The organism is Mucilaginibacter metallidurans, assembly GCF_003286435.2.
In the GTDB taxonomy this organism is placed as follows: Bacteria; Bacteroidota; Bacteroidia; order Sphingobacteriales; family Sphingobacteriaceae; genus Mucilaginibacter; species Mucilaginibacter gossypii.
In genome coordinates this window covers 6,557,528-6,569,477 of the sequence record NZ_CP043449.1, presented here as the reverse complement: position 1 = coordinate 6,569,477, position 11,950 = coordinate 6,557,528, and the positions used below count along the sequence as shown (strand labels likewise).

Annotated in this window: 11 protein-coding genes; 5 read left to right on the top strand and 6 right to left on the bottom strand. The window is 42.0% G+C overall.

Annotated elements, in window-relative coordinates:
- Positions 1 to 47: 47 nt before the first annotated feature.
- The 3 genes from DIU38_RS28220 to DIU38_RS28210 all read right to left on the bottom strand — a co-directional run bounded on the left by DIU38_RS28220 (position 48) and on the right by DIU38_RS28210 (position 2,674).
- Complete coding sequence (locus DIU38_RS28220; RefSeq protein WP_208057668.1) at positions 48 to 278, bottom strand: hypothetical protein; 231 nt, start codon at positions 276 to 278, stop codon at positions 48 to 50.
- Between the two features lie 55 nt (positions 279 to 333).
- Entirely contained in the window at positions 334 to 1,269 is a 936-nt protein-coding gene (locus DIU38_RS28215) for a DUF6268 family outer membrane beta-barrel protein (RefSeq protein WP_112653470.1), read from the bottom strand.
- A gap of 238 nt (positions 1,270 to 1,507) precedes the next feature.
- Positions 1,508 to 2,674 (bottom strand): DegT/DnrJ/EryC1/StrS family aminotransferase, encoded by a 1,167-nt coding sequence (locus DIU38_RS28210; RefSeq protein WP_112653017.1) that lies wholly within the window; start codon positions 2,672 to 2,674, stop codon positions 1,508 to 1,510.
- Between the two features lie 56 nt (positions 2,675 to 2,730).
- Between DIU38_RS28210 and DIU38_RS28205 the strand changes: the two genes are divergently transcribed.
- The 5 genes from DIU38_RS28205 to DIU38_RS28185 are packed head-to-tail and all read left to right on the top strand — an operon-like array spanning position 2,731 to position 8,640.
- The gene (locus tag DIU38_RS28205) at positions 2,731 to 4,500 is read left to right on the top strand and encodes an FAD-binding protein (protein ID WP_244311244.1); all 1,770 of its coding nucleotides are present in this window, start codon (positions 2,731 to 2,733) and stop codon (positions 4,498 to 4,500) included.
- Entirely contained in the window at positions 4,493 to 5,350 is an 858-nt protein-coding gene (locus DIU38_RS28200) for a class I SAM-dependent methyltransferase (protein ID WP_112653019.1), read from the top strand. Before DIU38_RS28205 ends, DIU38_RS28200 begins: the two co-directional genes overlap by 8 nt.
- 2 nt (positions 5,351 to 5,352) lie before the next feature.
- Complete coding sequence (locus DIU38_RS28195) at positions 5,353 to 6,450, top strand: hypothetical protein (RefSeq protein ID WP_112653020.1); 1,098 nt, start codon at positions 5,353 to 5,355, stop codon at positions 6,448 to 6,450.
- 19 nt (positions 6,451 to 6,469) lie between these two features.
- Positions 6,470 to 7,240, top strand: coding sequence for a hypothetical protein (locus DIU38_RS28190; protein ID WP_112653021.1), 771 nt, complete (start codon positions 6,470 to 6,472; stop codon positions 7,238 to 7,240).
- A 26-nt stretch (positions 7,241 to 7,266) separates the two neighbouring features.
- On the top strand, positions 7,267 to 8,640 hold the full coding sequence (locus DIU38_RS28185; RefSeq protein ID WP_112653022.1) for a leucine-rich repeat domain-containing protein: 1,374 nt from the start codon (positions 7,267 to 7,269) through the stop codon (positions 8,638 to 8,640).
- A gap of 344 nt (positions 8,641 to 8,984) precedes the next feature.
- On the opposite strand, the gene prfH is transcribed toward DIU38_RS28185, so the two are convergent.
- From prfH to DIU38_RS28170, 3 genes are read right to left on the bottom strand one after another with little or no spacing between them, the layout of a single operon-like run.
- On the bottom strand, positions 8,985 to 9,599 hold the full coding sequence (gene prfH / locus DIU38_RS28180; protein WP_112653023.1) for a peptide chain release factor H: 615 nt from the start codon (positions 9,597 to 9,599) through the stop codon (positions 8,985 to 8,987).
- 2 nt (positions 9,600 to 9,601) lie between these two features.
- On the bottom strand, positions 9,602 to 11,002 hold the full coding sequence (locus DIU38_RS28175; protein ID WP_112653024.1) for an RtcB family protein: 1,401 nt from the start codon (positions 11,000 to 11,002) through the stop codon (positions 9,602 to 9,604).
- A 5-nt stretch (positions 11,003 to 11,007) separates the two neighbouring features.
- Positions 11,008 to 11,739, bottom strand: coding sequence for a hypothetical protein (locus DIU38_RS28170; protein ID WP_112653025.1), 732 nt, complete (start codon positions 11,737 to 11,739; stop codon positions 11,008 to 11,010).
- Positions 11,740 to 11,950 lie beyond the last annotated feature (211 nt).

Here is an 11,950-nt window from a genome sequence, read left to right as displayed (position 1 = left end):
TAACAAATGAAACGGCATACAAGCATTATAATCCGGGCGGTGTGTGTTTATTCGAGCAGCTGGCATTTGTAGCCATAATCTTTAAGGATGCCCACGACCGATTGCGGTGAAACATCCGGGCCCTCTATCCTCAATACTTTATCACAATCTTCCAGGTCAAAATTTACACTGCTATTGGTAATGCGTTTTTGAAGCAGGCCCACCAATTTTGCTGCCTGCGCCGGATCCTCAACATTTGTTTTAAAAACCTCGACCATTGAATTAATAGCTGTTCCCATTGCTGCGGTTGATTAATGTTATACATTGAGAAGAAATACCTGCACCTGCTCCGGGTTAAAACCGGTAGCTGATCCCTGATTCGACGGTAAAGCCGGTCTTTTTTAACTCGGCCAGGTGAACGCGTTTGTTCAGGTCGTTAAATGGAGCCCAGTTAACTTTTTGATCTTTGTTGTACAAGTCAAGCTGTTGCACAAAATTGTAACCACCGCTTATTTGTACCGAAAAGTTTTTAGCCAGCTGGTAATTATAAAAAAGCGTGTTTTTATACTGCTGTACCTGTAAATAATTTGACCCTGTTTTTTTTGACAACCGGTATGAGCCCCCGCCAATGCCAAAGTCGCTGCTGAAACCAATGATACTTTTATCATTGAGCTGGTACTTTAATTTTTCGGAAACGGGCAGGGTGCCGCTAAGGCTTAGTTTTTCGCTGATCTGCCATTCTATCCCGATAACCGGCAGCAGTATCGTACCAAAAAACTGCCGTGAATAACCCGCACCAACAGCGTAGGAAAAGGTTTTAGACTTACGGATCTTGAGCATGACAAAGCCTGAATATAGCATGTCTTCGCCCGAAACATCTTTCAGGTCGGATGATAAGGTAGGGATTGCTGATACCAGCAGCGCGTACTTTGCAGAAAACGATTTTTGAAAAGTGATGGGTACCGAAATAGAATAAAAATCAGTACCGCCGAATGATTTTCCTGTTCCGGATAAGGAAAGCCCGCTGTAACTAACGCCGGCAAGTAAAAAATCAAGCTTTCCGTCCCTGAAATTATTTATCAGCGGTACGTTGACCGAAGCATTCACTTGCCTGATGTTCATGTTTTTATTTTTAACGGTAAACGGCGAGTAGGAGTAACCGGCATCAAATGATCCGATTTTGGGTTTAAATACTGAATCGGCATTGGTTGCCGTTTTTTGCTGGGCGCCTGCAGTAAATTTAAACGAAATTAAAAAGATAACAAGATAGATCAGGAATGTTGCTTTCATAGCATTTGTGTTGTTAAGACGATTATTAAAATTTGTCTCTTAAACACGGCTGAAGCATTTTACCCTCATTGCTGTTGATGATATTTTTTTAAAAGTGGATTTGGATGGGTGGGGGTGGGATAGTTCGGGCTATTTTTTATTAATAAACGGATATCTTTCGGCCAGGGATATGGTTAAGCAATTGAAGCCCAGTTACGGAAAACGTTAAAGCACCACAACCTGTCAGCATAAGAAGAGATCAGTGCGAAAAATTGATTATTAGTTGTATTAGTTTATTACGGTCTTTTGCGCTCATAGCGGGATATACTGGTAAATAAACAAGATTGTCTAATGCTAATTCTTCGGGTTTGGGAACGCCGCCCGCCCCGCTCAACTTGATTAAGCTTGATGCTTTTTGCGAAGCATCAAAACCGTTATTACGCAAGTGTTTGATCAGTGCATCCGGATTATGGGTTTCAACAGGCATCACCCAGTAAGAATGCCTCTTGTTCTCAAAACCAATTTTATAATTATCAGGGATCTTTGATAAAATATCTTTGGCTAATTGGATCCTTTTAATAACACTATTTTGATCAAAGTTAGCAAGCTTTTTTCGGAGCAGCCTTTGATTTGGTGTGGAAGGCTGATGCCGGATCTGTCTAAAAATATCGTTGCCGGGGAAGCCCTTTGTAAAGCCACCTAATACCTGTTCAAAGTCTTTCCCCAAAGCCATTACTAAATTATAAAACCCGGTATAAATACTTTTATTGGTGAGCAGCTTTACAAACAGCACTTTAAAAAGCTTTTTAAAATAGCCTGCAGTACTTTGTTGATGGTAGCGCCTATTTTGTGCAACAACCTCAGCGTACAAAGCCGGATCTTTTATTTTGATCATCGCCCCGCTAATAGCTGTATTGGTTTTAATAAAGCCAAAGCTAAACATCACTACGTCCGATGCGGGATTCCCGCTATATAAATTACCGGCATATGCTTGTGCGCAATCCTCAAATATAATGAGGTTATGCTTTTTTGCTATGGCAACTATCGCTTCAATTTCCATGATACCGCCAAAAAGGTGAGTGATCAATATAGCTTTGGTTGCAGGTGTAATTGCTGCTTCCACCTGGGCCGGGGACATATTTAAGGTATACTTATTAACCGGGATAGGAACAAGCGTTAATTCGTGCCAGTTAATTATGGCAAACATATCCGGGATATTGATATCGGTAACAATCATCTCGAAGCCCGGCGGAAAATTCAAAGCATTTAATACCAGATCGATTCCAGTTCTCACCGAGAGGCAAACCATTTCGTTAGCGCATTGATCAACATCCGGCCCTGGTGAGCGAAAGCGATCAGTAAGGCAATAATAAGCGCCTTCAACCAAATTCTTATAGCTGATATATAATTTACCTCTGGGTATCATGTTACATTTATATAAGCGGCTATAATTATAATTGAAAGTAATGATATATTAGCGTATTGCCAAGACCATCCATGCGCCTGAAACAAAAGCTACCTGTAACCTATCTGCTATTTACTTTTAACGGCCGCTTATCAAAAGGGGCTTTTTGGCTGGCTTCCCTGTTTTACTGGTGCACTTTTTACGTGTTGTACAACTTTTTATTGTTTGCTGGCGAAGGTGCTACGTTTATCCTATATCCTTTATTATTCTGGATCATTATAGCTACTTCTATTAAGCGCCTGCATGATCAGGGCTATTCAGGCTATTGGCTGTTTACTGTTTTAATACCCGTGCTTGGGCCGTTATGGTTATTCTGGCGGTTAGGTTTAAAAAAAGGGGATTATACGACAAACCAATATGGTTCGGTACCCGGGTCGGCGCCCGATTATTTGAAAAATGATGAAGGTAAAGAGATCCCCCATCTTAAAACCGATGAGCGTATTATTGACGATGTAACCCGGCTGAACCCCGTATTGGTTAGTAAAATTGCGCGTCCAACTTCGGTCGAAGAAATCTGCGAAATTGTTAAAAACGCTACCGGTGCTATCTCCGTAGGCGGTGGCCGTTTCAGCATGGGTGGACAAACAGCAAGCCCGCATAGTCTGCATATTGATATGCGCGGAATGAACAAAGTACTGGAGTTTTCAGCAGCAGATAAACTCATCAAAGTACAGACGGGTATCCGCTGGTGCGATATTCAGCAATATATTGATGAGTATGACCTGAGCATCAAGGTCATGCAAACCTATGCCAATTTCACGGTAGGTGGCGCATTGAGTGTTAATGCCCATGGGCGATATATGGGCATGGGGCCGGTTGTTTTATCAGTACGGTCAATTGATGTTGTGTTAGCCGATGGCTCGTTAGTGCATGCTACTAAAACAGCAAACCCGGAAGTATTCTTTGGCGCAATTGGCGGTTATAATGGCATTGGCGTTATCGTTCAGGCTGAACTCGAGTTAGCCGATAACCTGGCCATTAAACGAATTGATAAAAAAATGAAAGTTGAAGAATATAAAAATTACTTCTTCAAAACCATACGCGATAATTCACAGGTAGTTTTCCATAACGGCGATATCTACCCGCCAAAATACACGCGTTTAAGAGCTGTAAGCTGGATAGAAACCACCGAAAAGCCGACAGTTAAAACCCGGCTGATGCCACTGAAAGAATCTTATCCGCTGGAGCGGTATTTCCTGTGGGCGTTTACAGAAAGACCATTAGGCAAGCCTTACCGGGAGTTTATAATTGACCCTTTACTGTTTAGGGGCAAAAAGATCCACTGGCGCAACTACGAAGCCGGTTATGATGTTGCCGAACTGGAGCCCAAATCACGAATCAACAGCACTTATGTATTATTGGAATATTTTGTTCCTGTTCAGCGCTTTGAGGAATTTGAACAAGCCATGGCCGAAATATTTATCCGTTTTAATGTTAACGTGCTTAATGTATCCATCAGACATGCCAAAGCCGATCCGGGCACTTACCTGGCATGGGCACGGGAAGAGGTATTTGCTTTTGTGGTTTATTACAAGCAACGCACAGATCCGGCATCTAAACATGCTGTTGCTGTATGGACCCGTGAGCTGGCTGACGCCGTAATTACTGTAAACGGTGCTTATTATTTACCTTATCAGGTACATCCAACCGCGGCACAGTTTCATAAAGCATATCCTAACGCGCAAAAGTTATTCGACTTGAAAACCAAGCTTGATCCTGACTATAAATTCAGGAACATTTTTTGGGACACCTATTATCAACCATTAAAACCAAAAAGCAATGGCTAATACATCCGAATTTAAAGCAGTATTTAACGATACCAAATGGAGCGACGATTTTTACCGCTTTTTGCAGGTGATATTTCATTTGTACCCCGAGGATAAATTCCATCAATTAATAAAAGAAGAAACTGCCCTCGGCAAAACCGATGAGGAGATCTATAAATCAGTTCAAGGCAAATTGAAAGGTATTAAGCCATTCTTATCAGAACTGACTTATGCCTTGCCAGCGCTTAAAAAGCAAAAAAAAGAAATAGTCAGGCAAACACTGGGGCTATTGGGCGATGTTAAACAGATCTCCGGTTATGCCGAGATCGGTTCTACTGGTCGTTATATTAGCCAGCTAAGAAAAGAAATCAAGGTCACCGGCCCAATATATCTTATTAATGATCTCGCGCCAACCAATTCGCCGGGAGACATTATGGAGCGGGGGCAGCTGGGCAAGTTGGGCAATTTTGTGGATATTAATGGCTATAACCCTATCAGTAGTTTAACTATTCCTGATGCAAGCCTGGACGTGGTTACGTGCTATATTGGTTTACACCATTGCCCGGTAGCAAAGCTGAATGGGTTTGTGGAATCGATAAACCGAATCCTACGGCCCGGCGGCTCGTTTGTTATCCGCGATCATAATGTTAAAACGCCAGAAATGGCCACCTTTGTTTCTTTGGTGCATACGGTATTTAATGTGGGATTGAACGAAACCTGGGAGTTTGAAGCCAGAGATTTTAAAAACTTCAAGTCCGCAGATGAATGGGCAGCCATTATTGAGCAGGCGGGATTTAAAGATGCCGGTAAACGAATACTACAAGATAAAGATCCATCCGATAACACCTTAATGTTGTTTACCAAAATATAGGCATGAAAAGGTTAAGGATACTGACATTAATTGCGCTGCTACTGGCTATCATAACTTTTGTTGTTAAAAACAGGAAGCCATCCACCGTGCCTGCCGGGAAGGGTTTGTTAGTGGATAAAGCCTGGCTATCAATCAATAAGCACCCGCTAACGCCTCAGGCAGTCGTACGTCCGCCTGATCAAACTTTTCTGACCTACCCCGAATGGTTCCTGGTGTTTAGTCCGGCTGAGCAGGCAGATTACTTTAAAACCCATACTTCAACCACCTTTCCATACCTGAAACATGTTGACCAGATGTGGGGTGGTTACGGTGTAATGTACGATCAGATTAAAGGAAATTTTCCATTCAATACCGGTTATCATGTGATGATATGGGTAATAGCCGGCAGCACAACCGTTGAGTACGGTATCAAATCATTTTACGAGACCATTATTGGCCGTGTGACCGATACCGGCCCCAATGAAGAAATGACCGCCGAAGATACGTTTAACGCTGATTATGAATACAGTTATGTGAAATTTATTGAGGTGCTGCCATGGTACGAGTATGATTTTAACCATCAGCTCAAAATGTTGTGGAGTAGTACCTCTTTCTCCGGTCCGCATTTGCTGCGTAAACTGGAGAGGCGCTATTATCTAACCACTGAACTATTGATTAAAAGCGGCTATGGCTGGCTGATCGGCCTCGGCACCAAATCGGCTTATGAAACAGCCTCGTTGCAAACAGCAGTAGTGATGGATAGGCTACCCACAGGGTTGGATACAACCGGATTTATGCATAATATAAAAGTATTGCCAAACGGTATGGTGCTGGCTAATTTACCCCGTTATGCTGAATTTAATACAGCGGTTAGTAAGCTGGCAAAAAATGGTGTTGGTTTTACTGAGATTGCCGGAAATAACAGTGCTATTATGCTTACTGTTTTAACCGAAAAGTCTTTAAATATAACCGCTAATTACAAAATACTATTTACTCAGCCAATCTTTACCAAGCCGGGCTTAACTAGGGTTGCTATAGTGACAACGGTGGGAAACCTTAGCTCGCTTGTAAGAACACTTAAACTAAAAGGAGTGACGATAGAGCATATTTATGATTATTAATTAATTCTTTCTACAACTTATGAAAGTTAACCTACTTATCATATTAATAGTATTTAGCCTCGAAAGTTGTTTAGGCCGAACAGATAAAAAGCTAATCAGTAACTGGAATACGCATCCAATTCCTACTAATCCGGACAGCCTCAGAAAATATGGTTTCTCTTTTCACGAATGGGCTGTCTATAAGAAAAACGATTCTGTTTTTGTGGTAGATAAGAAAGAACTTCCATCTCCTCAATTACCTTTTCAAATTAAAGTTAAAAAAGCTGATAGTCGTGACTTTGGGGGAAGGGCCTCAATCTTGAAGGTAGAAGATGGTTATTTAGTAGGTTTTTACAGAGGTGAATGGGGTGGTGCTCTATACTGGGTTTCAAGTGATGGTAAGAATTATTATAAAATATCAAATCATGAGATAGTGCAGTTTATTAATAGAGGAGGCAAACAATACGCCATTGAAGGGCTTGCACACTTAGGAACCTCGGAAGGAAGCATTATTGAAATCTATAAACCAAATGATAAGTGGGCTGTAAGAGAACACTTAAAATTACCAACAGCACCAGAAGCTATCGCATTAGATCATCAAGATAACTTTATCATTATTACTTCTAAAAGTTTGTTAAAAGTAGGTCGAAATGCACAAATATCTTTTTTAGTAGATAAAGGATTATGGTACGCGGCTCTTTATCCCAATTCAATGGTTATCAGAAATAATATTATTTACGCAGGCATGCGCGCGGGAGTTTATCATTACGATCTGGGTACAGGGAAGGATTCCTGGTTGTTGCCATATTAGTATTAGCGATTCCAAGCTTGACAAAATTGAAAAGATCAAACATAACTCCGCTCAAAGCCCTTGCCATATTGGCCATCTGTTTAGGCCTGGCGATAATTTACTTAACCGGTGGGTTTGGACTGGGAATAGGGATATTGATGATGATAAGTTCAATATTACTTTATCTCATTAATTATTTTGCTTCCAAGACTAAACATTTTAAACTAATACAGATGGGAGTATCGGCAGTATATATTTTTACTGTTTCTTATTGTGCTTTGAAATGGCAGGAACATACAACTTTTATCTTCTCTAAAGCATCCAGGGGCGCAGCAGGGATAGTTTTCGGAATTCAAGGTTACCCTGCGCTGCCTCCAGCTTTTCTTTGGACTAAAACTGTTACCATCCCGGATAGCGGTATTGTCATCACGTCTACAAAAGGGGAAGAGATGCCAACCTGGCAACGATACCGGTACTCCGATAGATCTGCAGTTGAAACGAACGACATTGAATGGAACCCAAACTTTCAATATCCCTGCATTAAAAGCAAGGGAATAGTAAAGGCATGGTTATTTAGCAAAAGAGGGCAATCCGATTCATTAGCGCAAAAGCGTATAGTAGAAATTGTGAACAAAATTGATGCAGGCAAATTGAAAACCCTTTATACGTCTCCAGGAGTGTCAATTGTAATGGCTAATGAGGGAGCCTATCTAACTCTTCAAGGTGCCGGACTTGCTTACCGGCCCGATGCTGTCAGCACATTACCAATTAATACAATTTACCTCGCACAGAATAAATTTACAACAATACCCCCACAGCTTTATAAAATTAAATCACTTCATAATGTTTATTTGGGTGCAAACCCCATAAAGTCACTTCCTAATGATTTGTATAAAATGCGAGGGCTAAAAAGCCTGCTGGTAGGAAAAACGGAAATCCGCGAAATTAAAACTGATCTTTCAAACCTTGATAGTTTAGAGTATCTTGATATTTCTGGCAATAAATTGTTAATGTTTCCTGAAAAAATCAAGACTATTCCCCACCTAAAATGGCTTTCAATTGAAGAGAATGAGTTTAAAGATTTGGGCTTCGTAGATAATAAATTAAGTGGGCTTCAAACATTACAGGTCTATAGCAATAAGATTAAACGCATACCTGATAATATTCGCTATCTGTCAAATCTTAGAGAATTACTAATTTTTGATAACCAAATAGATAGTATCCCTAACTGTATAGGTTCGTTGGTTAATCTCGAAAAACTTGAAATTTGGAATAACCCACTTCGTTATATTTCTCCTGAAATCAAAAAATTAACAAAATTAAAAGAGGTAAGGTTGGATGACAATTACTTATCAAAAGAAGACAAGACACAGTTAAAGCAGTGGTTGCCGCATTGTGATATTCACTTTCAACCCAGATAAATAATTAATATGCTGGTGCTGTGTCGACAGTATCAATAGGATCAGCCGATAGTTAATTCATTAACAAAACGGATGACAAGATACTTTCCGCTGGGACAACAACGTTTTGGCCAAAAACCTTACAAGTCTATTTTTCACGCAGATTGGGATTGGAACATATCAATAAAACTTACGGAAAGTGTTGTGCCGGTGTAGTACCCATAAAAAACAGGCTTTTAGAAATTAATCTAAAAGCCTGGTAATCGATATGTGGAGAATATCAGAGTGTTCAAAACCTCTAAAACAACAGCCAAACGCCGTTTTGAGGCTTTTACGAAAAAAACCGGTTACTTTTGCCGCCCGTTTTAAATTACTGCCCTGATGGTTTTAACCGGATTACCACGCTCAAGGGCGTTATGCTCCTGCCATTGGCTTTGCTGTTGCTCTATCAATTTTTCTGTTTGCCAGATCAGTATTTTGGCTTCCAGCCGGGCTAAACAAAGCTTTTTGTTTTCGATCTGCGACCGGCTATCCATTGCCATAACTTGCAGTCCCGATGGTAAATGTGTCCCCCGAACCGCGGTTTCCACTTTGTTTACATTTTGACCGCCAGGCCCCGACGAACGGCAGGTTTCCAGCTTTACATTTTTAGGGTTCCATTGCATCAGTTCTTTTACGTCAAAAACAGATACGCCCACAAACCAGTTTTTACGTTTATGATATTTTCGATACGGACTTTGCGCTATCCATTGTATTGTACCGGTCCATTCTTTTACAAAGGCATCCAGGTTATTACCTGTAGCCATCATCGTAGCGGATAGTAAAGTGCCGTTTAACCCGCCGGCTTTGTTTTCCAGTACTTCAAGCTGAATGCCTTGCTGTTTGGCTTGCTTCAACATCAGGTTTTGTACGCGGGCTACAACCCGGCAGCATTCTGCCGGGCCTTTGCCTGAAGTGATTTGTATCATCATCTTTTTCATCACTACTCCTTATTCATCCGAACGATACGTGGATAAAACTTGCCCTGGATATCAACCAGGTCGCTTTGCACCGCCATTACGGCCTCGATATCCTTATAAGCTAAGGGGTTCTCTTCAACGGTACCGCCAATTAAGGTTACACCTGCATTGGTCAGCAACTTTTTCATGGCCGAAACCGTCATGCTGTCCTTAGCCTTTTGCCTGCTCATGGCCCGGCCGGCACCGTGCGATGCAGAATATAAAGCATCATTTGCACCTTTGCCCGATACCAGGTAAGCCGGCGTGGTCATGCTGCCAGGGATAATGCCCAGCTCGCCTTGATGCGCCGGTGTCGCTCCTTTGCGATGGATAATAACCTCCCGGCCGTCAGCCAATTGTTCTTTCCAGGCAAAATTGTGGTGGTTTTCCACCACGTGCAAAGCTTTCAAGCCTAAAGCCTTTAACAGGTTGGCGTGTATGCGCTCGTGACAAGCTTTGGCATAATCTCCGGCCAGGGTCATGGTTAACCAATATTCCTGGCCCGCCTCACTGTTCATATCCAACCAGGCCAGTTGCTGTGCGTGGCGCGGAAGTTTGCAGGTATTCATGGCTATCTGCGTGTACTGCCTCGCTATTGCCGAACCTAAACCCCGGCTGCCCGAATGTGTTAACAAGGCCGTATACTTTTTGGCGGGTAAACCTAAAGCGTTATCAGCCAAAAGTTCGATCTCGCCAAACTCCACAAAGTGGTTTCCGTTGCCCGAGGTGCCTAATTGCCGTACCGCCTTACTCCGCAGTGGTTTTAAAAATGGAATCTCATTAAATACCCTGCTATCCAGCACTTCATGCTCCTGCCTTACATCCAGGCCTCCTTCCATACCAAAATGAGTATGATTTTTTAAGGCTTGTTTAATTTGATATTCGAATCGTTTTAGAAAACCATCGCCCTCATCGATAATTGACAGCGCCATGCGACAGCCAATATCCATACCTACAGCATAGGGAATTACCGCGTTGTTTGCAGCGAGTACGCCACCAATAGGCAAACCAAAACCCATGTGCGCGTCAGGCATTAATGCACCTTGAACGCTTACAGGCAGCATATTAGCCAGCTCCATTTGTTTTTTGGCCGATTGCTCAATGCCCTTGCCACCGTAAGTTTTGCAGTATACCGGTTCATTACGCAGTGCAAACGTTTTAAAGGATGGTGTGTCCGTTTTGCCAATTACCTTTTCGGCTATCTTGCTTGTTAACTCATCATCCAGAAATGCTTCCGGATCGTTCTTAATATTCACCAACAGGTCCAGTAGCTGCTGCTTACTATGGTGCTTGAAATTTTTAGAGGTTATACCAATAACCAGGCTTCGCAGCTGATCATTATGATAACCTATTTTACTTAAATCTTTTGTTCTTAAATTGCCCATGTGGGTTATGTTTCTAATTCCAGGTAAGCTTCTTTACAGGCATACCTTGGTGTGTTTTTAAATTTGTTAATGTATTTTGGCCGGTCGTTAAACTCATCTTTCCAGCGATAGCTCCGGCCACGGGTTAACAGGTTGATGCGCGGCCACAAGTGGTTGTTATCAATGTGTTCGTCTATCCACGCTAATTCCCTTTCAATATCCGCATCGATCATTTTAGTATGTGTTACCATATGCGGCGCTACCTTTAGCACATATCGCCAGGGCTCGGCAAACACGTATTTCACCTCGGTACGGTAGGTTTTAACATCAAAAGTTTCAACACGGGTAAAGCAAGTCTTTTCCTGTTCGGTTAAATTGATCCTGTTGATATCCCAGCTATGCTGCGACAGCTCACGCAGCATTTGCGGTTTTGCCTGGTACACATAACGTTGTTTGCGACGTTTTTTCCGTTTGAAGGATTTGTCCTGATGATATTCAACCGTGTTAATTTTCATCAGCAGAGCTTCATAAAAGTCCTTCCCCGGGTTACGCTTCTGGTCATCCCGCAACACAAAAAAACGTTTCCAGCCACGTTGATACGGGTGTTCAAGCGCAACCATCGGCAAAAGCCTTCTTTGCCCCCTTAGTTCATCGCGCCGTTTGTCCAACTGTATTAGTTGTTTATCCCGACCGGTTTTAACGAGCCGCCTTTTGCGCCGTGCCGATTTGATACAGCGCGGCCATTCATGTGTGTTCATCACACTTTCATTTAATTTTCCTGAATTTGATTTTTGATCTCAGTTCGTCCTTGAGTAAGGATATACCCTTGTTAGAGCGCTCAAAAAATCCTGTGAATTTGGTGGCAGGCAAAATAATGCACAGGTTACTGACGCAACCGTTTAATTATTTAATAAAATACAGGGTTTGCCTGCCTGATCAGGCAATGAGCGAAAGGGGCGATATGTAGAT